The sequence below is a fragment of the Clostridium sp. L2-50 genome (genome assembly GCF_000154245.1).
Lineage (GTDB): Bacteria > Bacillota > Clostridia > Lachnospirales > Lachnospiraceae > Coprococcus.
Window position 1 is genome coordinate 20,066 of the sequence record NZ_DS480321.1, and the last position, 26,024, is coordinate 46,089.

A 26,024-nucleotide genomic window follows, 5' to 3' on the forward strand; every position below is an offset into this window, starting at 1 on the left:
ATATATAGAAAGGATACCATAAATATGGATCGACTATATGAAGTAGCAAAGAAGATAGATATTGAATTAAGTGATCATCAGTTAGAACAGTTTCAGAAATATTATGAGCTTCTGGTAGAGTGGAATAAGGTTATGAATCTGACAGCCATCATAGAGAAGGAAGATGTCATTATAAAGCATTTTGCAGATAGTCTTCTACTTGCAAAATATAAAAAGCTGGATGAATCTTTATCAGTCATAGATGTAGGGACCGGAGCAGGATTTCCCGGAATACCGCTTAAGATCGCATTTCCGGGATTAAAGGTAACTTTGATGGATTCCCTGAATAAGCGTGTAAAGTTTTTAAATGAAGTTATCCGCACGCTTGAGCTGGATGATATAGAAGCTGTTCACAGCAGAGCTGAGGATGGTGGAAGAAATGTACAGTATCGTGAGAAGTATGATCTTGCGGTATCAAGGGCAGTTGCCAATCTTTCTTCTTTATCGGAATTTTGTATGCCATTTGTTAAGACAGGTGGATATTTTATTCCATATAAGGCATCCGGACTGGATGAAGAGATCCATGCAGGAAAGAAAGCCATTCGTATCCTTGGAGGACAGGTAGAGAATATCTTCCATACAACGATACCTGATACGGATATGGAGCGTTGTTTTGTCTTCGTGAAGAAGATAGCAGCAACACCGGAGGAGTATCCAAGAAAAGCAGGAACAGCGACAAAGAAGCCTCTTGGAATGAAAGAAAAATAAAAAAGTATAGTAGAAATGAAAATATATAATATGAAAAATATATAATATCAATGAAAGACATTATATAAAAATGGAGCAGGTATTTGTAAACCTGCTCCATTTTTATTAGGAAAATATACAGAAAAATGATCTGTTCGTTTTATTATCAAATGTTAGAATATTATCTTGTAGCACGAGTGTGCCGTTTTTCTTTACGTCTCTCTCGAATTTCTGTCTGTTTTTGTTTGATAGCTTCAACACCGTTTTTATCTATTGGTTTAATTGTTTTAACAACATAGTATTTTCCGTTATCAAGTGGTTTAAATTTTATCTTTCCACTGAAATAACCATGGTGCCAGCATTTCCCTGCACAGATGTAAGAAGACGGACTGTTTGAAAACCATTCAAGCCTCTTATTGATCTTCTTGTTACATTTGTAGCATCTTATACAGGTAATATCTTCATCGTCCATTGCTTCCTGCTTGCTTGAAAATTCTCTTGTAATGTATTCATACTGATTATTATGTATGGCTACAATTTCCTCTTCCTTTTTTGTAGGATGAATATACAGATCGAAGCTGTATAAATCTTTCAAATTTCTTGGATGCATCTCTTTTAAAACAAGAGCGGTATATCTGGCATCGTTTACAGCAGAATGAAAAGGTTCATCTTCCGGTATATTAAAATCTGCAACTGCTTTTTCCAGTTTACTGACGGTAGAACCGGTTGGATCGACCATGTTTGCATATATCTGCTGAAGATTTAAAAATTTCAAAGGACGAGGAAGCTTGTCCATATAGTAGAAAGCCATATTTGTCTGTAATTCGGTAAGATCCATGGGACCCCAGGTACAAAAGATATAATCTTTACCGCACCATTCCAGAAATTCCGTACAGACTTCTTTAAATCCTCTTCCTTTTGCCAGATCCGTTTCATCATAATTTAAAATGGTTCTGATTTTTGAATGTAATTTTTTATAGATCCGGGGTTTTATCAAACTGGAATATTCATCAATGATGCGATAGTTCTTATCTACTTTAACTGCACCAATTTCGATAATTTCAAAAGGCATTCGGGGATGTTCTCCGATATGACCGGAATAACTTTGATTCCACTCAAGATCCATTACGATATAGTTCATGTGTATTGATCCTTTGATTTGTTATATGAAAATAACTGTCGTATACTTTCAAATTAATTAATTTACATCTATGAAATTCTGAAAATAATTTAAAATATAAGAATTTCATAAAAAATGCACCTGGCGGGATTCGAACCCACGGCCTTCCGCTTAGGAGGCGGACGCTCTATCCTGCTGAGCTACAAATGCAGACGAGTTAAACTTTATAGAAACCCTAACATTACTATGATACCTAAGAATATTAGAAATGTCAATTTTTAAAAAATGACATTTCCCTGCAGCCAGATTTCACCTTTAAAACGGCGCCCCGGAGCCGGTAGCCCGAGAAGATCTTTTTCATTAATGGCTATGGTCATAAGCATTTCATTTGTTTCCACGTTCAGAAGATAGACATTATCATTTGTATAATCATTCTTACATAAGGTGTAGTCCAGAATATTTCCTATAATAGAATAATGTTCTGTCTCAATACCATATGGCATGAAATTTGTTTCTACAATAGAAAGAATGTCTTCATAATGTGACCGACGGTTTACCTGTGTATAGATATCCATGTCATCCAACGTAAGACTTTCCATTGCGGTGCGATCACCTTGTCTGGCAGCTTCAATTAACTTGTTTCGGTTAGCAGAAGAATGATTGTGTTCTTTTGTTGATGGTGGAAGCTGTTCTATATCAAGTATGATCTTACCATTTGTAGACAGACCGGACATATAAGCCTTATTGATCAGATGGTTGGAGTAGTTCATCCATTTTGTATTTGCATAGTCGGAAACATTGGTAAGAAAGAAGATAAGTGTCATGCCGAGATTATAATCCTCACATACACCGGCAAAAGATTCTTTATCTCCGTGCTTTTCTATATAGATGCGTTCCTGATTCATTACGGAAGAACTGCGAACATAAGGAAAGTAATATTCAAATGAAACTGTGTTGTCGATATCCATTTCACCAACAAGTGAAATGCCAAAGCCTTCTCCAAAGTCTTTGGTCAGTTGGACAAGACGTGTGTCTGCATCAACAGTTATAATATTTCTTGTTGTTGGATAGGCAATGATTTCTTTTGTGATCGGAGTCAATTGCCTTCTGTTTTTTATATCGGAAAAACCAATTGAACGCAGATAACTGTGCATACAGACACCTCCTGTCTTACATTTTTATAATTTAGTCTAATTTACTATGGTCAAAAAAGTCTGTTTTATATAATTAAGCTTCAATTTTATCCTTGCCACCCATGTATGGACGAAGTACTTCTGGAATTCTTACTGAGCCATCTTCCTGAAGGTTGTTCTCGAGGAAGGCAATTAACATTCTAGGTGGAGCAACTACAGTATTATTTAAGGTATGTGCAAGATACTTCTTACCATCTTCGCCCTTTACACGAATCTGAAGTCTTCTTGCCTGAGCATCACCCAGATTTGAACAACTTCCTACTTCAAAGTACTTCTTCTGACGTGGTGACCATGCTTCTACATCCAGTGATTTAACTTTCAAATCTGCGAGGTCACCTGAGCAGCATTCCAGAGTACGAACAGGAATATCAAGTGAACGGAAAAGATCAACTGTATTCTGCCATAATTTATCAAACCACATCTTGCTTTCTTCCGGTTTACAGACAACGATCATTTCCTGTTTCTCAAATTGATGAATACGATATACACCACGTTCCTCAATACCATGAGCACCTTTTTCTTTTCTGAAACATGGAGAGTAGCTTGTTAATGTCTTTGGAAGTTCTTCTTCCGGAATAATCTGATCGATGAATTTACCAATCATGGAGTGCTCGGATGTACCGATCAAGTAAAGATCTTCGCCTTCAATCTTATACATCATCGCATCCATTTCCGCAAAACTCATAACACCTGTAACTACATTGCTTCGAATCATGAAAGGAGGAACACAGTAGGTAAATCCTCTATCAATCATGAAGTCTCTTGCATAAGAGATAACAGCAGAATGGAGTCTTGCAATATCACCCATCAGATAGTAGAAACCATTTCCTGCTACACGTCTTGCTGAATCAAGATCCAGTCCGTGAAGATGTTCCATGATCTCTGAATGATATGGAATCTCAAAATCAGGAACGACCGGCTCACCAAAGCGTTCAATCTCTACATTTTCGGAATCGTCCTTACCGATAGGAACTGATGGATCAATGATATTTGGAATGACCATCATGATTTCTTTTACTTTTGCTTGAAGTTCTGTTTCGTTTTCCTGTAATTCTGATAAACGCTCAGCCTGTTCTGTTACCTGTTTCTTAATTTCTTCAGCTTCTTCCTTTTTACCCTGAGCCATTAAAGCACCAATCTGCTTGGACAGTTTATTCCTATTCGCTCTCAGATCATCTGCTTCCTGCTGTGTAGCTCTTGCCTGTGCATCGAGTTCAATTACCTCATCAACAAGTGGGAGCTTGCTGTCCTGAAATTTGTTTTTAATGTTCTGTTTTACTACATCTGGATTCTCTCTTAAAAATTTAATGTCTATCATTTTTTGATATTCCTCCTAGTTTATATGAATATTGTATATCCATATGTTTTTATATTTTTTTGACTAAAGTCATTATTGTTCTGAAAATTATTATTGTTCTATAATATCTTCAATTTCTTCATCCAGAGTTTTTGCACGTTCAATTGCTTCTTTCTCTTCATCGGAGAGAGCAACATAAGATTCTCCTCGAATCAATTCTTTAGCATATGCAAAACATCCTTCTCTGGAATGCATACAGTTTAGAACAATACCATTGTTATTGCTATCCATAAATGCAATAGCAAAGCTGAGACTTCCACCCATTCCTTCAAAGGCATCGTATTTTACAAGACCAATCTTACTTATGCAGGAGGCAAGAGTTTCCTGTATCTCTTTATGTTCCTTTGTAAGACGTTTGGAATTATTTTTAACAGCGTCCATTTCAGCAAAACGATCAAGAATAATGTCTTCCATATCGCCTGCTGTTTTCCCGTTTAGAAGACGTTTGATATCTTTATTTCTTTTTCGTATATTTGCCAGTATATAGAATATAAATATAAACTGGGCGATGATTAAAATGAATAAAATGATGAAAAGGATAGCAGGATCCAGACCAATCTTATCAAGTAATGTATTGTTCATCTGATATAGTTCCTTTCCGTTTATTCTCTGTTGATGGAATATAACATCTCTGTTATTCTTTCCAATTCATCCTGAGAATAGTAATTTATTTCAATTTTTCCTTTTTCATTGTTCTTTGATTTTATAGCTATCTTTGCACCCAAAATATCTTTTAAACGACTTTCAATATCATTATAGAAGATAGATAAATCGTTTGTGGCTACAATATTTTCTTTCGACTCTTTCGGAATACTTAAAAGCTTTTTAATATAAATCTCTGTGTCGCGAACACTAAGTTTATTATCAAAGATAAAATTGGCCGCTTCTGTCTGTAATTCAGCGTCTTCAATCGGAATTAGTGCACGAGCATGACCGGTTGTTAGTTTATCTTCAATAATCATCTGACGTACTTCGTCGCATAATTTTAAGAGACGAAGAGAATTTGCGATAGTTGATCTGTTCTTGGACACCTTTTCAGCAACTTCTTCCTGAGTCAGACTATATTCATTAATCAGGCTTTCATATGCCAGAGCTTCTTCAATTGGGTTCAGATCTTCACGTTGAATATTTTCAATGAGAGAAATCTCCATAATTTCACGATCTGTATATTCCCGAATGACGACAGGAACTTCTTTTACACCGGCAAGTCTGGCTGCGCGCCATCTGCGTTCACCGGCAATAATCTCATAAAATTTGCCTTTTTTTGTAACAATAAGGGGTTCTAATACACCATACTGTTTGATAGAATCTGCAAGTTCCTGTAATGCATCTTCATCGAATTGCTTTCTGGGCTGAGATTTATTTGGCTCAATCTGTGTTATCTTAACTTTTTGTTCTACTTCTTTTACAACTTCCTTTACAACTTCTTTTGTAATGGTTTTTGTTGTTTCGCCAGGAGTAGATTTGGATTTCGTTCTTGCTTCATCGCCTGTGGGAATCAGTTGATTCAGACCTCTTCCCAAACCTTTTTTTGTGGGCATGATTTTCCTCCTGTATTTTATTTATAATAATCATTTTCGATTACTTCATCTGCAAGCATCATATAGTGTTCAGCTCCAGCAGATTTTGGGTCATATTCAATTATAGGCATTCCATAACTTGGTGCTTCTGCCAGACGTACATTTCTGGGAATCATAGTGTTATAGATATGCTGATTCAGATTTTCTTTTACATTTTCTACAACCTGCATAGAAAGATTTGTTCGTGAATCATACATAGTGAATACGATTCCTTCAATCGTTAGTAAACGGTTAAGCTGTTTTCGAATCAAATTTACTGTATAGATTAACTGTGATAATCCATCCAGAGCAAAAAATTCACACTGAATAGGAACTAATACTGTGTTGGCTGCAGTTAAGGCATTGACAGTTAACATTCCGAGAGCAGGTGGACAATCTATAATGATGTAATCAAATTTTCGCCTTACACTTTTAAGATGATTTTTAAGGACATATTGTGGGTCTTCTACCGTAACAAATTCTACTTCAGCACCTGCGAGTTCTCGACTTGCAGGTAATAGATTCAAACCTTTGATATCGGGATAGGCATCAATAATCATACATTCGCCAAGGTTACAATCGCCATTTAGCATATCATATACACTGTATTCAAGTGCATTCTTATCGATACCGAGACCACTTGTCATATTACCCTGTGGATCCATATCTACAGCTAATACCTTCTTTCCCTTTTTTGCAAGGCAGGCTGCAAGATTAATTGCAGTTGTAGTTTTTCCTACGCCACCTTTCTGGTTGGCAATTGCGATTATTCTTCCCACTTGTTGATAATCTCCTTCTTAAAGTCTAATAACAGATGTTTCACGTGAAACATTTTATTTACAAATTTATTTTTTGCTTTGTTGTATTATTTTTTCCTTGTCCATTATATCACTATAATAGAATTATTGAAATGAAAAAATCTCTATATATTATAAAATCCCGTCACACTAATTAAAAAATAAATTAGCAGAACGGGTACAAGAAAATGTCTATATAAAAGGAAAGATGTGACGTAACATGATATAGCGGGCTCCGGAAAGAGCAATTTAAAAAAAGGGGGGGATTAAATTTTGCTATATTATGTGTAGTCACATCAATCTTATCAAAACGTATAGACTGCGTTTCGATGGATTTATTATAACACTAATATGTAGAAATATCTACTATTATTTTGAAAAATGTAGAAAAAATTAAAAAAGATGTTCTCGTGAGATGAATTCCTCGCTGTGTTTCACGTGAAACAAGTAATGATAAACAAGTATGATTGTGTTTCACGTGAAACATATAATAATAAAAAATATGTCTGTGTTTCACGTGAAACATAAAATAGGATTGCTTCTTTATAGTAAGACAATCCTATCTTATGTTTGTTTACTTACTAAATTTTTATGTGTAAGAGTATCCTATCCGTTTATTCCATATATCTGTTAGAATATCATTAATTGCTCTAAGAATTTAGAAACCTCCACCCAGGCTTTTTTGGATTCCGGCATAAGGGTCATACCCATTTGAAAAACATGGAACATATTCTCATATATGGATAAACGAACTTTTACACCCTGGGCTTTTGCTTTTTCAGCAACAAGAACAGAATCAGATAAAAGCATCTCATTAGATCCAACCTGAATCAGCATCGGAGGAAAACCGGTAAAATCACCAAACAATGGGGAGATATAAGGATCACTTGAGTCATGAGCTCCCGGATAAACACTGTTGTAGATTAAGCTTTCATTTGTATTTCCAAAAAGTGGATCAATCTCAAAATTCTCTGTATAGGATGGACCACTTGCTGTCAGGTCTGTCCATGGAGACATAGCTACGATTCCGGCAGGAAGAATACGATCTCGATCTGCAAGATAATGGCATAATGCCATAGCTAATCCGCCACCGGCAGAATCACCGGCCAGAATGATATGGTTTTCAGAGTAGCCATGGGTTAACAGCCAGTCATATGAATATAAGGCATCGTTTAAAGCTGCTGGATATGGATTCTCCGGGGCAACACGATAATCAATGGAAAGAACAGATGCGCCTTTCCCAAGCTCTGAATATAAACCGGCAAACATACGATACTGTGTCTTAAAAGCTCCGACATATCCGCCACCATGAAATTGAAGGATGACATATGGATTATGGGAATTTTTCCATTTTAACATTTCCATTTTGAAATTCTTTGTTTCTATTAATTCGCTGGTAAAATGATCCGGATATTTATATGTTTTATCAATGTCGCTTTTGGAACGATTGTTATTTCTAATCTGTGTAAGAAGGTTGTTACTATTGAAATCTGCGACCAGTTCACATACAAGTTTTGCTTGTTTGCTCATTCCGGAATTATCAGGAGATGAGGAAGAACCGGAGGTTAATTTATCTAAAAGTGCCATTTAATAAAATCTCTCTTTCTAAATTTAGTTAATAGTAAGCAGTGCACAACGAAAAATAATTGCTGGCACTGCTTTTACTATAAGATAATTTGTATTTGTAGGTTATTACCTGTGATGTCATTTATAAAATAATATCCTATGCTTGAAATATAATTCTATATATGAAATATAATTTTATACATGAAATCTACGTTTTAGTTCTGTTGTTGCAGGTCGATCTCCGAATACCAGTGTACCACCGAGCAACAGAGCACTCATAACATCTGCAATGATCATAAAGAAATCATGTTTAAAGAACTTTCCGGTAAGCATAAGTATTGTCAGGATCACACAAATAATAATGATATATACCTGTAATAAAATATAGGATTGCCAATTTTCAGTATTAATAATCATCAAAACAAGAATTGCAATGTCTAGCATTGCAATAACACAAGGTATTGCAAAGTCGATTGACCATCCGGTATATCCAAGTATATAATCAACCAATACAAGAACGGGCATGATGAAAATTGCCTGTACCAGCATTTTCTTTCGATGACTCTTATTGTGCCTAAATGAATAGATCAGTGAAAAACAGGCATATGCAAGTCCGATTCCGCACAGGGCTGACCATTTTACCTTTGAATATGTCAGGTAATTGATCAGAATAAGGACACCTTCTACAACAATACTGCAAAATATTGTCAGTTTAATAACAAACCGCATACGACGCATTGCGGGCGTAATATCCGGATACATAACAGATTTTGACTTCTCACCGGTTCCTTGACTATGGTCAAGAAAGTCTTTTTCACTTTCCGGATCTTTCACCGGATCATATTCCAGAACTCCGTTACATAAAGGACATGAAAGGGAGTGATCCAGAACATCTATGTTACAACGTCTACATTTACTCATAATACACCCCGTTACTTTCTATCGATACATGAATTCCGTCTCGAACCATCTGGCGGAAAAATTCTTTTTGTATAAATGTTTCACGAATGGCAGAGCTGAAGGTGAAGACCAGTGTATCCTTATAACTGATGACACTTCCTTTGATGAACTGTCCTTTGGACATTGACAGAACGACATGGAAGCGGTCGATATATTCCTTATACATATCATCAACGGATACAACTCCAAGGTTTGTGATCGTTGATGTATTTGCTTTTAATGAAGCTTTATAAATACGGCGCATGGCGATGCTCTTAAAGACACGCGGAACGGCACGGATGATAAAATTTACTTCATTGGAAACGTTATAGGATAACAGCTTCTCCAGATTTTCTTTATTGATTTGTTCCTTCAGACTATCTGCGATGATGTGCAGAACATCTTCAAATGTATAAGTATCCTTCTCCGGCTTGAAGTAAGCGGAGACAACGGCAAAGAAGTTCTTCGTTGTATTGGAATTAAAATATGGGCGAAGATTTACAGGAACGACGGTGCTGATCGGACGCTTGGAAGGCTGACCCTTCAGGTATTCTTTGTAGATTGCCCAAGTAAATGTACCGAGCAGATACTGGTTGATGGTTACGCCATATTTTGCTGCCGCCTGTTTGATCTCGGCAACCGGGATGTAGCCGTGCAGGATAGCAAAATGATTAAATGGCAGCTTTTCCCCCTTTAAGATAACTGCTTTTTCCGTCTTATAGGAACGTTTGGCAGGTCGTATATAGTTCTTCTTATAGCTGTCCTCGATATCCAACGAGGAATCTGCATTTAAGGTATTACCTGCTTTTTCAGCAAGTTCCGGGTATTTGTACCGGAGGTACTGGTAAGTCAATTCCTTCAGAAAAATAAGAGCACCATTTCCGTCTGTTAGGACATGAAATACTTCCAGATTGATCCGCTTCTGATAGTAGGTAACACGGAACAGATATTCGTTATTTGTATAGGGATTGATATACAGACAAGGATATGTATCTTCCGGTATTACCCTTGGAGCAGGCCGATTATTTGCTTCAAAGTAATACCAGAAAATACCATTTTTTAGTTTGTGATTAAACACATCAAAAAATGGAAGAATCTTGTCCAATGCCTTTTGCAGAAGTTCTGCATCGATGTCTTCTGTCAATGTAACGGAAATGCGGTAAACATTACTTACATTTTCACTTACAATGACAGGAAACAGATTGGCTGTATTATCGAGTTTATCCCATTTAATTGTCTTATTTAATCGTTTAGACATGAAAGATCACCTGATTTACATAGCTTCCGGTGCATTGATTCCAAGGAGATCTAATGCATCGTGAAGTGTTTTCTTTGTAAGGTATGTGAGCATGACACGGGCATTCTTTACATTTTCCTCCGGCACGTTGATACGTGTAGAGTTGTAGAATTTGTTAAATGCCTGAGCAACATCTACAGCAAATCTTGCAACAACAGATGGTTCGTATTTCTCTGCTGCATCCGATACAACCTTAGGAAAACGGTTGATTTCTTTTAAGAGATTCATAGCGTCCGGTTCAGAGATCGTGCTATAATCAACCGGCTTTGCAGGATCAAAATTCTCAGCAAGTCTTACAACGCTGGAGCATCTTGCATGGGTGTACTGAACATAAGGGCCGGTCTCACCATCAAAGTTCAATACTTTGTCCCAGCTAAAGGATACATCTTTGATACGCTGGTTATAAAGGTCATTGAAAAGAACAGAGCCAACACCGACGATCTTGGCAACTTCTTCTTTATCAGGAAGGTTTGGACTCTTTTCTGAGATGATTTCAAAACTCTTTTTAATTGCATCATGCAGGATGTCTTCTGCGTAGATGATATTTCCGCTTCTGGTTGAAAGCTTTGCACCCTCTAAGCTTACCAGTCCATACGGAATGTGAACCAGAGAATCCTTCGCCCAGTCATTTCCGAGAAGCTCTACTACTTTGAACACCTGTGCAAAATGCAGCTTCTGTTCCTGTCCGGTTACATATAAGCATTTTGTGAAATGATAGGTATTCTTACGATAGAAGATAGCAGCCAGATCACGGGTTGCATAGATGGAGCTTCCATCTTTCTTTGTAACGATACATGGGGCCATATCATAGTCGGACAGATCTACGATCATAGCACCCTCGCTTTCCTTTAACAGGTTCGCGTTTGTCAACTGGTCAACAACGTCCTGGCATTTGTCACGATAGAAGCTTTCACCGAGATAATAATCAAAATCCATACCCAGAAGATCATAGGTACGTTTGTATTCTACAAGACTGATGTCCTTGAACCACTGCCAGATTGAAAGTGCTTCTTCATCACCATGTTCCATCTTGCTGAACCATGCTCTTGCTTCATCTACAAGCTCCGGATTCTTGTCTGCTTCTTCATGGAACTTCACATAGAGACGCATAAGCTCGGCAACGCCATCTTTCTCAACTGCTTCCTTTGTGCCCCAGTTCTTATATGCAACGATCAGCTTACCAAACTGTGTACCCCAGTCACCTAAGTGGTTGATACGGATTACTTTATAGCCGAGTTTGGAATAGATCTTATAGAGGGAATTACCTATGATAGTAGTTCTGAGGTGTCCAACGTGGAAGTTCTTTGCTACGTTTGGCGAGGAGTAATCGATACAGATAACCTTGTCTGCACCTTCGTCTGAACCACCAAAGTTGTCCTTTAATGCAGCTTCGATCATAGTCTGGACAAAGATATCTTTCTTTACGAAGAAGTTTAGATATGCACCCTGAACATCAATCTTATCGAGAAAATCAACATCACCGATAGCTTCTTTGATATCGGCTGCAATCAGATTTGGTGCTTTATGCATAGTCTTTGCAAGTCTGAAGCAAGGAAATGCATAATCACCAAGCTCCTGCTTTGGTGGTATCTCAATAAAGGTTGCTATTTCTTCAGCAGTCATGCCTTCTACATGATCTGCAATCAGATTTACGATTTTTTCTTTCATAATTAAGGTTGTCCTTTCAAATTCTTTCTTATATATTAAGGAAATGTCCTTATTTTTCTTTCATTTCATAATTAAGGGGGAGAACCCATAATCTACATTATTTCAATTGGGATAGAAAAACGGATATCTGTTCCACTAATGATATCACCATCTATCTTAAGTTGTCCATTTAACAGATAAATAAGCTCCTGAATGCGGTGAAGTCCACTGTTCCATGGAGAGGTGTGACTGTAATTCTTATCAATGCCGATGCCGTTATCGTTGATATGTACCGATATCTGATCGCTAAGAATCTGAATATTGATATCAATACGATTTGCATTTGCATGCTTATATACATTGTCCAGACATTCACACAGTATACGGATCAGACTGATTGTGATAATTTCCGGAATCTCGATCGAAGCGTCCGGACAGTCAATGTCAGATTCAATGACACATTCCGGGTGAGTGTCTTTATATCGGAAAATGGTATCCCTTAACAAGGTTTCAATCGGTACAGACGTATCGATGTCCCCGGTAAGTCCTGAAAGGATAGCATTCAGAGAATCTTTCATGGAAATTGTCCTTTCAATCAGTTCATCAAGGGTGACTGTTGCCCGGTTGATATCGGATTTGATCAACCATGACAGGGAATCCAGAGTATGTCTGGTTCGATCTAGCTGATCCAGAATATCGGTATGTAGGGTCTGTACCAATTTGTCCTGATCGTATTTCTTCAGACGTAAGATATTGAATCCATGATTGATAACCGGAAGATTTTCTTCGGTAGATTCATCATCTTCAAGTGCAGTTGATTCTTTTGTGAATTCATCTGCCAGTTCGTCCAAGAAAGTATCCAGTTTTCTGGTCGCTGTATGAAGGAGAGTGATCCTGCTTTTCAGCTCGTCAGCATCAGCCTGTAAGCTATGGATATTTGCCGTAAGTTCAGCATCAGAAGCATTTAGTTCTTTTAATTCCTGTTCAATCTGTGCTGCTTTTTCCTCCTGCGTTGTAGTCGTTGTAGAAAATGGAGAAAAAACATTATGTCCGGCACTGTTTTTAAAGGAATAGACCTCCAGTGTTTTCATAAGCTCATCAATTTTGATCTTCAATTCAAACTGCTCTGTTTTTAAAGACTGGATCTGTTCCAGCTTCGCTACATACAATCCGTTGAAGTAGTCCAGCATTTCCTGATTGGAATCCCGCACTGTTTTCAGATTTTCCGTTGTTGAAATATCCATGATATTCTCCATTCTCCTCTATAACCGATAAGAGGTTTTGTTGTTTTTATTGTACCTTATTCGTCAAGGTCATTATCAAATGTTTCCTGCAGCTGTCGTCGGCGTTCTTCATATTGTTTTCTTCTTGCTGCCTGAATCGCACGCTGACGTTTTCTTGCCTTCTTTATATGGATCAGATAGATCACAAATAATATGGCAAGAAGAAGCAGAGCTGCAAAAATGATCCATAACGGACGGATTAATAGTTTCTTTTTTGTTATTGGAGCTGCAACTGTAGTATCAGCTGCATTCTCCGTGTTTTTTGATGACAGCTGTTTACCATCCGGATTATAGCCGGTTACGGTAAGATCTGTTGTTCCGATCATATTTCCTCCATAGGAGAGGATCAGATGCCCCACGGTATAAGTATCTCCATCTTTTACAGGTTCTTTGTTATATTCGATACTGTAAGTTAATTTCTTAATATCATCATTTTTATTGAAATTCAGTTTATAGTCCTTATCAATCTGCAATGTAATATCAGAAGCGGAATCAGCTTTGTAATAGGAGTTCAGATAATCAAGCGTCTGTGATGTCTGGGTGCTGTCAAAGGTATAGTCGGCCAGAGGGGTCTGGAGACTATAATTCCGGAAGCAATACTCATAGATGGCTTTGCTGTCAGTGTAGGTATTTGCCGCACCATTGCAGTTCATCAGAACACAGATCAGTTCTGTATCACCTTTTTTACTCCAGGTAACAAGGGTATTTAATGCATCGTTTGTGTAGCCGGTCTTACCACCTTCACAGTATTCATAGTAATATTTGCTGTCAGGATTTGTCATCTTGCAGTGTTGCCAGAGCTGACGTTCTTCCTCACAGATATTTGTCGGTCCGATGACGTGATTTCTGGTACCTGTTATTTTACGGAATTCATCGTGTTTCAGACAGGCTTTGGTTATTAACGCCATGTCATAACAGGTCGTATAGTGATTCTCATCCGGCAGGCCGTTTGCATTTACAAAATGAGTGCCAAGGCAGCCAAGTTCGACTGCACGTTCATTCATCATCTTAGCAAAATCTTCGATGCTTCCGCCGGAGACAAATTCTCCGATGCCCCATGCAACTTCATTTGCGGATTCCAGCATCATACCATAGAGGGCATCCTCCATAGAGATTTGTTCACCTTCATCCAGACCGATATGGCTGCTTCCTCGATCAATGCCGAAGACGGCATCGTGTGACATTGTTACAGTATCGGTCAGCTTTGTATTTTCAATGGCAAGTAAGAAGGTCAAAAGCTTCGTAATACTTGCCGGGTACTGTTTATCAAAAGCGTTTTTTTGATATAGAATATTCCCAGTATTTGCATCCAGTACGATGGCATAGTTGGATGCAAGCTCCGGTGCTTTGCCCGGTTCGTCAGGGTACTCGGTTGTAACTAAGTATTCAGTTGTTCCATCCTCATCTGTGCTGTTATCTGATCCTTCGTTTGTAGAGTCATCAGATGCCGTATTCGTAACTGTACTGTCTGGAAGAAACAAATGGTCTGTTCCGGCAGCAGAGGATGACGTGCTGTCTATATAGAAAACGCTCATGGTAAATAACAGAACAGTGGACAGGATAACGACAGGAATTGCATGTCTTGTCCTGTTTTTCTTCGGGTTCTTTCTTATCTTCATGAACGGTTATTCTCCAATGCTATTTCTTTGTTCGATATGCAACCAGCCGGTTGATCGGAGTACCAAGAGCAGAAAACTTTGCTTCGTATTCTGTCATGATATTTCCTTCGTTGTATTCGGAATGGTGCAGATCATATGTGTAGTTTTCAAGTGTCCATCCTGCTTCCGGAACCTGCTCTAAGGAGAAGTCAAATAATGGGCGGTTATCTGTCTTGAACATAACACGTCCGTCCGGCGCAAGGATATGATCGTAGTGTTCGAAAAAGTGAGTTGAAGTCAGACGTCTCTTGGCATGGCGATCTTTTGGCCATGGATCAGAGAAGTTCAGGTAGATATTTGCTACTTCATTCTCTGCAAAGACATTCTCGATATATTCGGCATCCATTCTTATAAAATAAAGATTGGTCATGCCTTCTTCCTGTTCACGTTTCTCGATGGCGCGCACCAGAACGCTGGAATATTTCTCGATACCGAGATAGTTGATATCCGGATTCTGTCTGGCAAGCTCCATAATAAATTGTCCTTTTCCCATACCGATCTCGATGTGGATAGGATTTGTATTTCCAAAAAATTCGCTCCATTTGCCTTTCATGCTTTCTTCGTCATGCACGACATATTTGTTGTCGGCAATTGTCTCTCTGGAGCCTTTTACGTTTCTAAGTCTCACGAGGGTGTTCCTCCAAAATAATCTTAATTCGCAATGCCCACTATGTGGTCAATTCGCAATGCCCACCATGTGGTCAATTCGCAATGCCCACTATGTGGTCAATTCGCAATGCCCACTATGTGGTCAATTCGCAATGCCCACCTCGCCTGACGGCTCGTTGTAGTGCTTCGCACTATAGAATTACATATATATAGAACTCGCCGTAAGCAAGCTTCCGCTCGTTCTACATATATATAATTCTGCATTGCTCATTGTTCCATTATATCAATATTAGGGTTTTAAAGTAAATAGCAGGGCGGCTTTTTTTATGTTTTTTCGTGGGTTTTCATAAGGAAATCTGCGAAATAAAGGAACTTATTTCAGTTTCTTCATATAATGTGTTATAGAGGACTTTTTTACCGGAAGGATGGAAGGCGTTGATGGATGAAAAAAGTAATTCGGTTTGGAGGGGTGAACGATGCGGAATCAGAAATTTCAGAAAAAAGTGACAGCCCGTAGTTATTGTAATAAAGGATTTAACCGGTGGTGTGTCTGCCTGTATAAGGGGTATGAGGAAGTAAAAAAGATTTTAAATCAGGATTGTTGTAATAGAGAAAAGAAACCGCACTGCTACAATAGAAGAAGATAAAAATCAATAGGGAAAAAGTACAAAAATCCGCATAAAATCTATGCAAATAACCGATATTAAAAAAAGTTAAAATTTTTTGAAAAAAATGCTTGCATTTGGATAAACTATGTTATATAATCAATTTCGTTGTCGGCGAGATAACAAATTAAAAAAGACTTCGGGCCGCTAGCTCATTTGGTAGAGCACCTGACTCTTAATCAGGGTGTGCGGGGTTCGAGCCCCCGGCGGCCCACTACAAAAGTCCTAATTTGGCAGATATTTGAAGCTGCTGGGTTGGGGCTTTTTTTCGGTTTAGGAATATATATTTTTGATTCAGGTAGTTCTCTTTTTTTCAGGAATAATAACCGTTACGGAATAGATTCCATTTTCGTAATTGATCAGGCAAAATCCGCCGCAGGCTTCAGCAGAATTTTTTACATTCTTCAAACCATATCCATGAATAAAGTCCAGATTTTCTATATCTTCCGGTGGTTTTTCTCCAATAGGAAAATGGTAGGTATTTGTAATATAGATCGTAAAGGTATGTTCAATCGTCTGAATATTGATATTGATTTCTCCACTCTGTTCTTCCAGACAGGCATTTAATGCATTATCTAACAGGTTTCCAAGAATAATAGTCATATGATAATCGTCACATGGAACAAGGTCATTGTCGATTTTTAGTTTGGTTGTGAGTTTGATGTTGTGTCGGGCAGTCCGAAGCATAAGATTGCTTATAAAAGCGTCGATGACCAGATTTCCTGTATTTACAGTACAATATCTGGCTTCCAGATCGGACATGGTTTCTCTTGCATATGGAATGATACGATCATAGTGTTCTTCATTTACACAGGTCTCAATATAGAATAAATGCTTCTTGATATCATGCATGAATCCACGAATGTTTTTATAGGCATCTCCAAGCTGCTGGTATTTCTGTCGCTGATAGTTTACCTGCTCGGTAAGCTGTCCTGCTTCCTGGGCAAGTGATTCAGCTTTTAAGACGCTCTGAAGAAGAATGTAGTTTACGATATTAATAATAAGCAGAAAGATAACAAGGATCAGGTAAGCATCAGGGTTGGTTTTATTCATGTGGAAAAAGGATGGCAATAGAACCAATATGCAGGATAAGGCTGGAATAAGAATCAGAAGTGCTGCATATTTTTTTGACTTTACACCGGCTTTTTTCTTCTTAATAATGTGAATAATCATGATAATCAAGATTATTAACAGATCACATATAAAAGAAATGGATGTAAATGTTATCTCAGGGAGGGTGTCGAATTGGATCGTAACATCCGTAAAATGAGCAATAATATAGTAGGCAAGCTCCTCACAGATTGAGATTATAATGGAGTAGCTTACAATTACCAATACACGATAAATAAACCCGGAGACAAAAAAGAAAGAGAGAAGAAAGGTCCTCAGATTTGTCAGTGAGGTACGGAAAAAGGTAACCATGTTTGATACATCACCATTAAAAGGCGCAGTTATCTTCCAGAAGATAAAATCAGATAATAAAAATGCAAGTATCAGCCAGTAAAAGCGTACTTTATCTTTTCTTTTTTCAAACATCGTCTGAAAGTATAAATATAATACGATGTTATCAATTATAGAACTTAACAATGTAATGTATGTTGACATTGATTCTCTTTCCTCTATAAAAATAATTAGTTTAATACATGTATGATTCGATCTGCATATAACTGCTGTAATGGACTTATCTTTCTTCTGCTGATCGGAAGCTGTTCACCATTATCCATTAAAACATGTGTCTGCTGAATGATCTGGATATGACCAATGTTGATCAGATATCCACGATAAGTTGAATAAAAGCTGTGTGTTGCCAGACGATTTTCCCATTCCTGAATGGTTCCCTCGCCATATAGAATAGCATCAGTCAGATGATATTCAAGATACCGTTTTTCACCTTTCACTGCCTGAATATATAAAAGGTTATTAACGGGGATCAGATGTTCTTCTCCATTTGTATCGATCACAATTTTAGTTATGTGTGAATGTTGATAACGACGGATAATATCAGACAGTAATTTTTCAATTCTTACATAGCTTACCGGTTTTGTAAGAAACTGAAATGGTTGTACTTCAAAGCTTTCCTGCATGTATTCAGGATAGGATGTTACAAATACAATAAATGATTCATCATATAATTCATCACGCAGATATCTTGCAATCGTCATGCCATTGATTCCGGGCATTTCGATATCCAGCAGAAGAATCTGAAATGGATGTTTCCGCTGTGCCTGTAAAAGGGCTTCGCCGGATTGGAATGATTCGATTTCAAATTGGATATTGTAAGATATCATATAATGCTTAATGTGTTCTGTCAGACAGGCAATATCTAACTGAGTGTCATCACAGATGCCGAGTCGAAAGGTCATAAATTCCTCCTGTTTTTCCAGATACCGATGTATACACTTATTACGCCTTCCATCATACAGATTGTAACCATTCCCATATAAAGTATCTGTCTGCATATATAGAGGACGATCATAAGGATACTCATAATTATACAGGTTATTATACATCGGTGAAATAATTTTTTTCGCTGATCTACAGATAATCGTTTGTTCTTTGTATCAACCGGTGCAACAGGGAGGATCATACCCCAGAAAATCAGATATAGAATAAGCAGCCCGACAGGTTCTATATATGGTACAAGAACCGGACCGAGAAAAACAGTCGCCAGATAAATGCCATATGAAAGCAGGGTACACCCAAGTCTTGTATTTGCATGGAAGCCTCCGGCAAAATGACGGATCGGGATAGTAACCAGAAGATAGCAAATGGTAATGCCAAATCGATGGACGAGCAGACCGAAGATAAGAACTATGATATCATATAAGAGAGACTCGATCAGATAGTCAAAGAGATAAGCATATATGGATTGTTGTTCTTTTGGTATCTGTCCGTCTTCTGTTAATATATCTGCCAGATATGTTCCGGGTTGTTTCATCAGCAAAAATCCCCCTTTTTATTAATAAAATCAGTATAACATGAAATAGTAAAAAATGTATTTTTTTAGAGTGAGTGGTCGAAATTCGGGAGTGAATGGTACAAAAATTACCGTTCACTCCCGAATTTCGACCACTCACTCCAAAATCGTCACAATTTGAAAAAGATGTGCTAAAATAAAGACACGGTTTGGGCTTTAGCCGTTGTGATTAAAGGGCAAAAAAGAAGAAAGGGGGAGATACTTATGAAGAAGACAGTAACCAAACTAATCTGTAAGTTTGGCGCACAACTCTGTGCCGTGGCTATGGTGATCGCACCACTGGTATCTGATATATGTAGAAATAAGTATTATCAGCCGGAAGAGCCTGAAGGATTAGCGGCTTTTGCCAATAAGCATAGGGTTAGCTAGAGGGGCTAAAAGTAGAAAGTGATTCTTCAAATAATGAAACACGTCATATTTTCCATGTTGTTTATAATAAGAAAAATCGACTGTAAATGGAAAATATGACGTGCTTTTGTTAAATAAAAATATTGAGCGCAGAGAGGTGGATATCATGATAAAAATAGAACATTTGACAAAAAAGTATGGAGAAGGAGATTCCTGTTGTCTGGCGCTTAATGACGTTAGTGCAGATATTCAGGAAAATACATTTACAGTTATTACAGGCAAAAGTGGAAGCGGAAAAACAACATTATTAAATATGATCGGATTGATTGATAAGCCGGATTCTGGAAGCATATTGGTTGAAGACAGGAATATATTGGACTATGGTAAAAAAGACTGTTTACGATATCGTCGGGAAATGATTGGAATGGTATTCCAGTTTTTTCAGTTAATACCGGTTCTTACATGTCGGGATAATATTATGATCGCAAATGAATGTGTAAAGAAATGTAAGAAGGATTATTTTGATACATTGACAGAACAATTAGATATAAAAGATCTTTTAAATAAATATCCGGATCAGTTATCAGGTGGACAACAACAACGGATTGCAATCGCGAGGGCATTGATCAATCAACCCAGGATCATTCTGGCAGACGAACCAACCGGTAATCTGGATTCGGAGAACAGCAGACGTGTCATTGATCTGTTGAAACAGACAACAAATGAATATGGCATGACTTTGCTCATGGTGACGCATGATGCTGATATTGCAAAGCAGGCAGATCACTGTATTCATCTTGTTGACGGAAGAATCCAGCAGAATTAAGGAGGGGAAACAATATGAAGTGCCGATTGATATTTCACAATATCCTGCACAACAGGAAAAAAGCGGTTCGGGCAATTATAAGTATTTGTTTTTCTGTTATGCTTATCTTTTTCTCGATCAATGCATATATATCATTTCAGGATATGCGGCTGCAAAATGCGTATCAGACAAATGGAGAATATAATATTACTTTACATAATGTAACATATAAGGTTCGTGACTGGATATTGGAGCAGTATAAGGATCAGGCAACACTTGGTGTAGAAAAAATAGTTGCAAATGTAAATAATGAATTATGCATCGTGGATAGTGATGCAGCTTCGATCACTATGAATCATTACCAATTAGAAAAGGGCATTTTTCCCCAAAAAGAAAATGAGATTGCTATATCGGCAACAGCCAAATACAAAAATGTATATATTGCAAAACAATTTGATCTGGGAGACACAGTTACCTTCAAGGATCAGACCTATACGATTAGTGGAATTTTAAATGATTATGATTATAGTACACAGGATGTCTATAAGGTTGCGATCGTAAATGGAAGTATACGGGGAAATTTATACAACATCTATATTCATTTTAATGATCGACGGGACTATCAGCCGGGATATAAAGCAATAAAAAAATATATGGATCTGAGTTCCAAACAGATTTTTAATGGTGATACCGCCCATGGATTTATGGAAGGATACCATATGATTACAAATGGAGATCTGAATGCGATAGAGATTGACAGATCAGGCGGGCTGGAGGATACCAATATTGGACAACTCCTCATGGGTTTTATCATACTAATCATACTTACTTCACTCATTCTTGGTATTCATATTTTCCTGTCGTATATGAGTGAAAGAAGTAATCAGCAGGGAATCCTAATGAGTCTTGGATTTTCAAATAGCTATATTTTTTCGGCATATTTCCTGGAGGGTTTCATTCTGATAATTATTGGATGTGTGCTTGGACTTATACTTGGAAGATATATTACCATTTTGATCTTTAAGCTTATACAGTCATTACGAACCATCCCACTGGAACATTTCGCTCCACAGTTCCAGCCAATTTCATATATGGTCATTTGGGGAATCTGTGTATTGGATTTTATAGTTGGAATCTGTCCTGTATTAATATATCGTTCAAGAATGAAAATGATCGATATTATGAAAGGTGGAAAGAACAATTATAAGGTAAAGGATAAACGTGGATCTGAAAAAGGAAATATCATGATGCGGTATTCCATTCGGGATACCGGAGATTATGAAAAGGTATTTTCATTCCTGTCTCTTGTCTTGATCGGAATGGTAACGATGCTGGTTCTTATGGTAAATCGTTATGTATCATATCAGTTATTGTCTGAGGAAAGTCAGGATGTACAGTTTTCACTAATATCCGATGATGTCAGTCATATGGACGATTTTGAAAATCTGATACCGGGCGTTTCCTACTATGATGAGGTTTATGATACTATGGGTGAGTTTTTCATTGATCCTTCTCTTATCAATATGGACTATGCAGATGATTTGATATTTTCAGATGATGAAAAGGGTGTGTGGTGTGAGATTGTTGGTGTCAGTGAAAAACAATATAACCGAAAAATAGAGATGTCACAGGAGGTCAGCTATAATAAGTTTGTCCAATCTGGAGGAGTGATCATAATTGATAATTATAAGAATACAGAAGATTGTATTTTAAATGATATCCCGGATACACTAAAGTATGCGGGTCGTCAGGAGGAAGAAGGACCGGTATTTTCAGAGGGAGAAGTACCGGTTTTCGGAAGAAGCAGATTCTTAAACTGGAAGGATCAGAATGGAATCGCTATCATTGTTCCTGAAGAGCTGTTTAAAAAACAATTCGATTATACAAATGTACTTATTAATATAAATGTAAAGTCGGGTTATGAGTTAAAGGCAGCAGAGTTTCTGAATACACATGCACCTGTATATGAATATTCTTTTTTTGATACTTTGACAGATTACATCCGGGATCAGGATAATAAGAAAACGATTCAGGGTGGTACTTATGGAATTTTTGTAATCATTATGGTAATTAATTTCCTGGCAGTTTTATATATTCATGCACTGACATTCGTTCGACGCAGACACAACTTTGCCATCCTGAAGGCAATTGGCCGCACAGACAGCAGTATTATTTTGCCGATGCTTCTGACCAAGATTGGTCAGGGAATTGTTGTATCTATTGTAGCTGTCTTTATAGTGACACTTTTGTGCCGCTTATATTTGTCAGAAATAACAAAAAATATTGTGTTAGTTGATGGCTGGAAAAGCATAGCACTGGTGCTTGCATTTGTTCTGTTTATTCAGATAGTGGCAATTTTTATGGATGTTATTCAATTAAAAAGACAAAGAATCTTAAAGGATCTGAGAGAGGAATAAGGGAGGGTAATTATGAAAATGAAGGTAAAGATTCTTGTTATAGCATTAATGGCAATATTTTGTATAGCTCCTACGAGTGTTCCAAAGGCAGAGGCGGCTGGAACTTTAAAGACAATGTATGTACATCCATCTATCTGGAGCGTTCATGGTATATATACAAAAACATCAACAGGAAAAATAGTGTATGCAAAGAATGCATCTGGATTTGGTAAAATGGAGTACTGTTATGGACAAGTCCGTTCTAATATATCAGGTAGTTGGGCGGCATATTCATCATCAATTAAGTTATACAAGAACAATAAAAACACTACAATGAATCTTACTAACACAATAGATAAGAATAAAAGTGTTAGTTTGAGGGTTGTAGGGCTTGGAAGCAGTCAAACAAGTGATGACAAACAACAAATAACATTTATATACTAAGTAAGATAAAATATTATTAATTTCTCTCAGATTCTTTTATGATAAGAGCTGACACGATAACAATAGAATTGTTAGGTGTCAGCTCCTTTTTTTAAGATATATTATTTCAATTCTTTCAATATCTTTAAGGTATATTCCCATGTTCTGCGGACACTTTCAACGTTCATGGATTCATTGGTTGTGTGGATATCGTCCATATCCGGTCCGAAGGATACACAGTCGAGTCCCGGCATTTTCGACGCAAAGATTCCACATTCTACACCGGCATGGAGTGCCTGTATCACAGGTTCTTTTCCATATTGCTGTTTAAATATTTTTACCATCAGATCGCGAAGAGGAGACACCTCCCGGTATTCCCATGCAGGATAATCTCCGGTTATTGTCAGTGTTCCGCCTGCAAGAGTGGCGAGAGATTTCAGGCTGTTAAGCAGAGCATCTTTTTCACTTCCGATACTGCTTCGGACGGAGCTTTTAAAAGATACTATGCCATTTGTTGATTGATCGTCTGGTTTGATCGTTGACAGGATACCGAGGTTCAGGGAAGTCTGAACCAGCCCTGCGATATCTTTGCTCATTTTCCGGACACCATTTGGATAAGTCATTAAGACATCGATCACGGTATGGGTAGATGTATCCGTCATTGTGGCTGCCGGAAGATCAACAGGCTCTAAGGTGATACAGATATCCGGGTCTGTATGGGTGTATTCATGACGGATGATCTGATTCCATTTGGAGATGAGATCCTGAAGGCTTGAGTGCACAGAATTTGCTGGAATATTTGCATGGTCTGGTGTGTTTATGTCAGACATATCGGTATCAGAAAAGATAACGACAGCTTCTGCATCGGTCGGGATGGCGTTATCTTTTAAACCGCCGGAGAGCGTGGATAATTTCATATCAAAATCATTTGCAAGTGCGTTCAGAACACGTCCCAGCACCTTGCTGGCATTTGCACTTTGCTTGTTGATCTCGACACCGGAATGACCGCCACAGGCATGTGAGACAGAGAGTTTATAGGCCGATGCCTTTTCGTTCGTATTTTCCCATATAACGGGGATCTGAACATCTGCGGTTGCGCCGCCTGCACAACTGACAAGCAGATAGCCTTCGTCTTCGGAATCAAGATTTAACATGATACGGGATGAGAGTGGCGAACAGTCAAGAGCTGCCGCACCGAGCATACCGATCTCCTCGTCAACCGTAAAGACAGCTTCTAATGGTGGATGTGGAATATCGTGGGAGTCGAGTATTGCAAGTGCAAATGCGACAGCGATTCCATCATCACCGCCAAGGGTCGTGCCTTCTGCGCTGATAATGCCATTTTCCAATTTGAGTTTCAGACTATCGGTATCCATATTGATCGGGCAGTCCTTTTCTTTCACAGCAACCATGTCCATATGTCCCTGCAGTATGACAGGGGCAGAAGTCTCATAGCCGGAGGTTCCCGGCTTAAAGATAATGACATTGTTGGAAGCATCTTTGATATATTTCAGTTCATGCGCTTCGGCAAATGCTGTCAGATAATTACTGATCGCATCGGTATGACCGGAGCCATGTGGGATGGAGCAGATTTCTTCAAAATAATGAAATACATTTTGTGGTTCTATAGATGATAATACAGACATATGTGCCTCCTTGAAATAAGCTTACAATATAAAATGTGCATATCCAGTATAACACAAGATATGCACAGATAGTTGTTGTATTATTTTCCAAGGGCAGTTGTTCGTAAAAAAGATTCCTGATATTTTCTTGGAGTGACTCCAGTTGTCTTTCGAAATACTTCTGTAAAATAACTCTGGCTGGGAAATGCCAGAATTGATGCAATTTCAGAAGGCGAGAAATCAGAATAAAGTAACATATTTTTCGCTGTTTCAATTTTTTTATCACGAATATAGTTGCTGATTGTCTGACCGGTTTCCTTTTTAAAAAGCCGGGATAGATAGGAGATATTTAATCCTGTCAGCTTAGCAAGCTGTTCTGCTGTGATATGAGTATGAAGATGATCATAGATATAATCCAGACAGACAGCAATATGGAGTGATGATATTTTGGATTTTCGAAGGTTTCGCATTCGTTTCGCATAATCCATACACATGGCAGGATGAAGTGCTGCAACTTCCTCTGGCGTTTTGCAACGGTCCGCTTTTTGGATATAGAAATCGCTCAGACTGTAGGCATTTGACAATTCCATACCACCTTCAATGCAGTAACGTGCAATAATTGCTGTTGTAATGACATAATGGTATTTTATGTTTTGAAGATAGTGGTCGGACAAGGTGCCTAATCCTTCTTTATCTAATAAGGATTCCTGACACAGCTGTTTAACCTTTGCTACATCTCCTTCTTTTATCGCTGCATAAAAGGAAACCTCCGGATTGTATGGAGCCCGCAGAAGATTATTTTCCCTTTGAACAAATTCTCGGTATACAAGTTCTTTTTTTAGTTGCATATCCTATCCCCATTCGTATAAAGCAGTCATAAGACTATATAGTAAATATGACAGATAAAACAAAATGACTATTAGTAAATTTGTATAAATTGTATCATAAAACATGGCTATGGTCAATAAAACGATATAAAAGTAATATAAACGATATAAAGAAAACTGTAATCTTCTTATACTATTTGCATAATA

At 37.8% G+C, this 26,024-nt stretch carries 23 protein-coding genes and 2 tRNA genes; 6 read left to right on the plus strand and 19 right to left on the minus strand.

The window, feature by feature from the left end; all coding sequences use genetic code 11:
• The first annotated feature begins 24 nt into the window (after positions 1–24).
• On the plus strand, positions 25–747 hold the full coding sequence (gene rsmG, locus CLOL250_RS07470) for a 16S rRNA (guanine(527)-N(7))-methyltransferase RsmG (protein WP_008401683.1): 723 nt from the start codon (positions 25–27) through the stop codon (positions 745–747).
• A 160-nt stretch (positions 748–907) separates the two neighbouring features.
• Here rsmG and CLOL250_RS07475 read toward each other — a convergent pair whose 3' ends face one another.
• The 14 genes from CLOL250_RS07475 to trmB all read right to left on the minus strand — a co-directional run bounded on the left by CLOL250_RS07475 (position 908) and on the right by trmB (position 15,770).
• A complete protein-coding gene (locus CLOL250_RS07475; protein ID WP_008401684.1) occupies positions 908–1,867 on the minus strand; it encodes a 3'-5' exonuclease in 960 nt (319 codons plus the stop codon).
• Between the two features lie 115 nt (positions 1,868–1,982).
• Positions 1,983–2,056 (minus strand) — tRNA-Arg (locus tag CLOL250_RS07480).
• 68 nt (positions 2,057–2,124) lie between these two features.
• On the minus strand, positions 2,125–3,000 hold the full coding sequence (locus CLOL250_RS07485; protein ID WP_008401685.1) for a DUF3881 family protein: 876 nt from the start codon (positions 2,998–3,000) through the stop codon (positions 2,125–2,127).
• Positions 3,001–3,073: 73 nt separating this feature from the next.
• The gene (serS, locus tag CLOL250_RS07490) at positions 3,074–4,357 is read right to left on the minus strand and encodes a serine--tRNA ligase (RefSeq protein WP_008401686.1); all 1,284 of its coding nucleotides are present in this window, start codon (positions 4,355–4,357) and stop codon (positions 3,074–3,076) included.
• Between the two features lie 90 nt (positions 4,358–4,447).
• Complete coding sequence (locus CLOL250_RS07495) at positions 4,448–4,978, minus strand: DUF4446 family protein (RefSeq protein ID WP_008401687.1); 531 nt, start codon at positions 4,976–4,978, stop codon at positions 4,448–4,450.
• A gap of 20 nt (positions 4,979–4,998) precedes the next feature.
• Entirely contained in the window at positions 4,999–5,937 is a 939-nt protein-coding gene (locus CLOL250_RS07500; RefSeq protein WP_008401688.1) for a ParB/RepB/Spo0J family partition protein, read from the minus strand.
• A 17-nt stretch (positions 5,938–5,954) separates the two neighbouring features.
• On the minus strand, positions 5,955–6,734 hold the full coding sequence (locus tag CLOL250_RS07505; RefSeq protein ID WP_008401689.1) for a ParA family protein: 780 nt from the start codon (positions 6,732–6,734) through the stop codon (positions 5,955–5,957).
• Positions 6,735–7,382: 648 nt separating this feature from the next.
• Positions 7,383–8,339 carry an alpha/beta hydrolase gene (locus CLOL250_RS07510; RefSeq protein ID WP_119963580.1) on the minus strand — a complete coding sequence of 319 codons (957 nt, stop codon included), beginning with the start codon at positions 8,337–8,339 and terminating at the stop codon, positions 7,383–7,385.
• A gap of 174 nt (positions 8,340–8,513) precedes the next feature.
• A complete protein-coding gene (locus tag CLOL250_RS07515) occupies positions 8,514–9,239 on the minus strand; it encodes a DUF6320 domain-containing protein (protein ID WP_008401693.1) in 726 nt (241 codons plus the stop codon).
• Positions 9,232–10,515, minus strand: coding sequence for a hypothetical protein (locus CLOL250_RS07520; RefSeq protein WP_008401694.1), 1,284 nt, complete (start codon positions 10,513–10,515; stop codon positions 9,232–9,234). Before CLOL250_RS07520 ends, CLOL250_RS07515 begins: the two co-directional genes overlap by 8 nt.
• Before the next feature lie 15 nt (positions 10,516–10,530).
• The gene (argS, locus tag CLOL250_RS07525; protein ID WP_008401695.1) at positions 10,531–12,222 is read right to left on the minus strand and encodes an arginine--tRNA ligase; all 1,692 of its coding nucleotides are present in this window, start codon (positions 12,220–12,222) and stop codon (positions 10,531–10,533) included.
• 92 nt (positions 12,223–12,314) lie between these two features.
• A complete protein-coding gene (locus tag CLOL250_RS07530) occupies positions 12,315–13,445 on the minus strand; it encodes a sensor histidine kinase (protein ID WP_119963312.1) in 1,131 nt (376 codons plus the stop codon).
• A 56-nt stretch (positions 13,446–13,501) separates the two neighbouring features.
• Positions 13,502–15,103, minus strand: a complete 1,602-nt coding sequence (locus CLOL250_RS13365; protein ID WP_008401697.1) for a D-alanyl-D-alanine carboxypeptidase family protein — start codon at positions 15,101–15,103, stop codon at positions 13,502–13,504.
• Positions 15,104–15,122: 19 nt separating this feature from the next.
• Positions 15,123–15,770 (minus strand): tRNA (guanosine(46)-N7)-methyltransferase TrmB, encoded by a 648-nt coding sequence (gene trmB, locus CLOL250_RS07540; RefSeq protein WP_008401698.1) that lies wholly within the window; start codon positions 15,768–15,770, stop codon positions 15,123–15,125.
• A gap of 787 nt (positions 15,771–16,557) precedes the next feature.
• On the opposite strand from trmB, the gene CLOL250_RS07545 reads away from it, so the two are divergent.
• Positions 16,558–16,630 (plus strand) — tRNA-Lys (locus CLOL250_RS07545).
• An 80-nt stretch (positions 16,631–16,710) separates the two neighbouring features.
• Here CLOL250_RS07545 and CLOL250_RS07550 read toward each other — a convergent pair.
• The 3 genes from CLOL250_RS07550 to CLOL250_RS07560 are packed head-to-tail and all read right to left on the minus strand — an operon-like array spanning position 16,711 to position 19,354.
• Entirely contained in the window at positions 16,711–18,021 is a 1,311-nt protein-coding gene (locus CLOL250_RS07550; protein ID WP_243104440.1) for a sensor histidine kinase, read from the minus strand.
• Between the two features lie 26 nt (positions 18,022–18,047).
• Complete coding sequence (locus tag CLOL250_RS07555) at positions 18,048–18,779, minus strand: LytR/AlgR family response regulator transcription factor (RefSeq protein ID WP_008401702.1); 732 nt, start codon at positions 18,777–18,779, stop codon at positions 18,048–18,050.
• Positions 18,776–19,354, minus strand: coding sequence for an accessory gene regulator B family protein (locus tag CLOL250_RS07560; RefSeq protein WP_008401703.1), 579 nt, complete (start codon positions 19,352–19,354; stop codon positions 18,776–18,778). The genes CLOL250_RS07555 and CLOL250_RS07560 overlap by 4 nt, the downstream gene beginning before the upstream one ends.
• 243 nt (positions 19,355–19,597) lie before the next feature.
• Here CLOL250_RS07560 and CLOL250_RS13925 point away from each other — a divergent pair, with 243 nt between their 5' ends.
• From CLOL250_RS13925 to CLOL250_RS07575, 4 genes are all read left to right on the plus strand, one after another.
• The gene (locus CLOL250_RS13925) at positions 19,598–19,762 is read left to right on the plus strand and encodes a hypothetical protein (protein WP_156782870.1); all 165 of its coding nucleotides are present in this window, start codon (positions 19,598–19,600) and stop codon (positions 19,760–19,762) included.
• Between the two features lie 145 nt (positions 19,763–19,907).
• Complete coding sequence (locus tag CLOL250_RS07565; RefSeq protein WP_179960553.1) at positions 19,908–20,567, plus strand: ABC transporter ATP-binding protein; 660 nt, start codon at positions 19,908–19,910, stop codon at positions 20,565–20,567.
• Between the two features lie 14 nt (positions 20,568–20,581).
• A complete protein-coding gene (locus tag CLOL250_RS07570) occupies positions 20,582–22,963 on the plus strand; it encodes an FtsX-like permease family protein (protein ID WP_008401706.1) in 2,382 nt (793 codons plus the stop codon).
• 12 nt (positions 22,964–22,975) lie between these two features.
• Positions 22,976–23,386, plus strand: coding sequence for a hypothetical protein (locus CLOL250_RS07575; RefSeq protein WP_008401707.1), 411 nt, complete (start codon positions 22,976–22,978; stop codon positions 23,384–23,386).
• Positions 23,387–23,487: 101 nt separating this feature from the next.
• Here the strand turns inward: CLOL250_RS07575 and CLOL250_RS07580 are convergent, their stop codons facing one another.
• Entirely contained in the window at positions 23,488–25,011 is a 1,524-nt protein-coding gene (locus CLOL250_RS07580; RefSeq protein ID WP_008401708.1) for an aminoacyl-histidine dipeptidase, read from the minus strand.
• A gap of 80 nt (positions 25,012–25,091) precedes the next feature.
• Positions 25,092–25,838 carry a helix-turn-helix transcriptional regulator gene (locus CLOL250_RS07585; protein ID WP_008401709.1) on the minus strand — a complete coding sequence of 249 codons (747 nt, stop codon included), beginning with the start codon at positions 25,836–25,838 and terminating at the stop codon, positions 25,092–25,094.
• Between the last annotated feature and the right edge of the window lie 186 nt (positions 25,839–26,024).

Bases quoted from the DNA above. Each gene is read 5' to 3' on its own strand.
- rsmG (WP_008401683.1), top strand. From the start codon at position 25: ATGGATCGACTATATGAAGTAGCAAAGAAGATAGATATTGAATTAAGT.
- CLOL250_RS07475 (WP_008401684.1), bottom strand. From the start codon at position 1,867: ATGAACTATATCGTAATGGATCTTGAGTGGAATCAAAGTTATTCCGGT.
- CLOL250_RS07485 (WP_008401685.1), bottom strand. From the start codon at position 3,000: ATGCACAGTTATCTGCGTTCAATTGGTTTTTCCGATATAAAAAACAGA.
- serS (WP_008401686.1), bottom strand. From the start codon at position 4,357: ATGATAGACATTAAATTTTTAAGAGAGAATCCAGATGTAGTAAAACAG.
- CLOL250_RS07495 (WP_008401687.1), bottom strand. From the start codon at position 4,978: ATGAACAATACATTACTTGATAAGATTGGTCTGGATCCTGCTATCCTT.
- CLOL250_RS07500 (WP_008401688.1), bottom strand. From the start codon at position 5,937: ATGCCCACAAAAAAAGGTTTGGGAAGAGGTCTGAATCAACTGATTCCC.
- CLOL250_RS07510 (WP_119963580.1), bottom strand. From the start codon at position 8,339: ATGGCACTTTTAGATAAATTAACCTCCGGTTCTTCCTCATCTCCTGAT.
- CLOL250_RS07515 (WP_008401693.1), bottom strand. From the start codon at position 9,239: ATGAGTAAATGTAGACGTTGTAACATAGATGTTCTGGATCACTCCCTT.
- CLOL250_RS07520 (WP_008401694.1), bottom strand. From the start codon at position 10,515: ATGTCTAAACGATTAAATAAGACAATTAAATGGGATAAACTCGATAAT.
- argS (WP_008401695.1), bottom strand. From the start codon at position 12,222: ATGAAAGAAAAAATCGTAAATCTGATTGCAGATCATGTAGAAGGCATG.
- CLOL250_RS07530 (WP_119963312.1), bottom strand. From the start codon at position 13,445: ATGGATATTTCAACAACGGAAAATCTGAAAACAGTGCGGGATTCCAAT.
- CLOL250_RS13365 (WP_008401697.1), bottom strand. From the start codon at position 15,103: ATGAAGATAAGAAAGAACCCGAAGAAAAACAGGACAAGACATGCAATT.
- CLOL250_RS07550 (WP_243104440.1), bottom strand. From the start codon at position 18,021: ATGTCAACATACATTACATTGTTAAGTTCTATAATTGATAACATCGTA.
- CLOL250_RS07555 (WP_008401702.1), bottom strand. From the start codon at position 18,779: ATGACCTTTCGACTCGGCATCTGTGATGACACTCAGTTAGATATTGCC.
- CLOL250_RS07560 (WP_008401703.1), bottom strand. From the start codon at position 19,354: ATGAAACAACCCGGAACATATCTGGCAGATATATTAACAGAAGACGGA.
- CLOL250_RS13925 (WP_156782870.1), top strand. From the start codon at position 19,598: ATGAAGAAGACAGTAACCAAACTAATCTGTAAGTTTGGCGCACAACTC.
- CLOL250_RS07565 (WP_179960553.1), top strand. From the start codon at position 19,908: ATGATAAAAATAGAACATTTGACAAAAAAGTATGGAGAAGGAGATTCC.
- CLOL250_RS07570 (WP_008401706.1), top strand. From the start codon at position 20,582: ATGAAGTGCCGATTGATATTTCACAATATCCTGCACAACAGGAAAAAA.
- CLOL250_RS07575 (WP_008401707.1), top strand. From the start codon at position 22,976: ATGAAAATGAAGGTAAAGATTCTTGTTATAGCATTAATGGCAATATTT.
- CLOL250_RS07580 (WP_008401708.1), bottom strand. From the start codon at position 25,011: ATGTCTGTATTATCATCTATAGAACCACAAAATGTATTTCATTATTTT.
- CLOL250_RS07585 (WP_008401709.1), bottom strand. From the start codon at position 25,838: ATGCAACTAAAAAAAGAACTTGTATACCGAGAATTTGTTCAAAGGGAA.